Annotated in this window: 1 protein-coding gene and 1 pseudogene; both read right to left on the bottom strand. The window is 59.7% G+C overall.

What is annotated here, in order from left to right; genetic code table 11:
- Nucleotides 1-205, bottom strand: a pseudogene (locus NPX02_RS21200) (IS481 family transposase); the annotation flags it as partial.
- A gap of 60 nt (nucleotides 206-265) precedes the next feature.
- The gene (locus tag NPX02_RS21195) at nucleotides 266-883 is read right to left on the bottom strand and encodes a hypothetical protein (RefSeq protein WP_260296056.1); all 618 of its coding nucleotides are present in this window, start codon (nucleotides 881-883) and stop codon (nucleotides 266-268) included.
- Nucleotides 884-1,031 lie beyond the last annotated feature (148 nt).

The following is a 1,031-nucleotide window of genomic DNA, read 5'->3' as shown; positions in this document are numbered from 1 at the left end:
CGTTGCGTGCCGCATAGAACCAACGTTCGATGGTGGTGAAGCTAAAACGGGTTGCTGTACCCTTCACCGGATGTGGCCAACTGCGCTCGGCTAACGCCTCAAGGGATCGTCGCAGTTCCCCCTTTGCTGGCGGTGCAGCCAAGAGGGTGCCGATGATCGCGAAGCGGAACCGCGCCCAGCCATCCAGGTCTCTCTGATCGTTCATGCCATTGCTCCCGGTAATCCGTCGGTCGGGAGTGTAGGCAGATCATCTGTGCATCGGCGATCACATCTTCTGCGTATCCATCACCCCCCTCATTGAGCCGGATAGCCCCGGTGGGCATGATGCGCTGGTGATCGGTATCAGAAGGCGCAGTAATCGCCCCAACCGCTGGCGCAGGTCAACACCCGCTAGGCGACCCAGCAGAGCGTCCGGCAGCTCGCCGATAGCAACCGGCGGGACAAACAGACCGCGCTCACTGTGCCAACAGCGACTGGCGGGAAAGATGGCCCGCCACCAGCGACGCCAGCGAGCGATGGTCTGGGGCCAGAGGTCAAGTTGTTCAACCAGTGCTTTGCGACGACGGGGAGAGAGACCCTGTGTGATCGCCGTTACCAGAATGATCACTGCACCAAGGTAGACCTTACGGCCCAGGAAGCGCACTGACGGCGGGGTGCAGCGACGCCGGCATCCCTCGCGAGCGCAGCAGAGACTCTGCCGGATCTGGTAGCTGTCATCGAGTGCGTCTCGAAGGCCGCGGGGCTTGCGCGGGTAGTTGGCAATGTGGAGCGGGCCATCCAGGCAGTGAGGGCAGCCGCCACGCTGTACCTCAGCGGCAATATCCTGGTCGATTTGAGTGAGAAACTGGTAGAACCTGGTATCGGAGAGAAAGGTGTGGCACATTGGGACTGTCCTCTTGTTGTTCTTGGTCGAATACAAGGTGACAGCCCCCTCCTGCAATGTTCAAGTTGTTTGAGGGGGTTTTTGCTTGGCCATCAGGTAATTTGGACAGAAGGAGGGGGTAAACCATCGATTATCTTGGCGACTCTCA

The sequence above is a fragment of the Sedimenticola hydrogenitrophicus genome, assembly GCF_025175675.1.
Taxonomy (GTDB): domain Bacteria; phylum Pseudomonadota; class Gammaproteobacteria; order Chromatiales; family Chromatiaceae; genus Sedimenticola; species Sedimenticola hydrogenitrophicus.
Note: the sequence above shows the minus strand (reverse complement) of the source record. Positions and strands in the feature narration are given on the sequence as shown.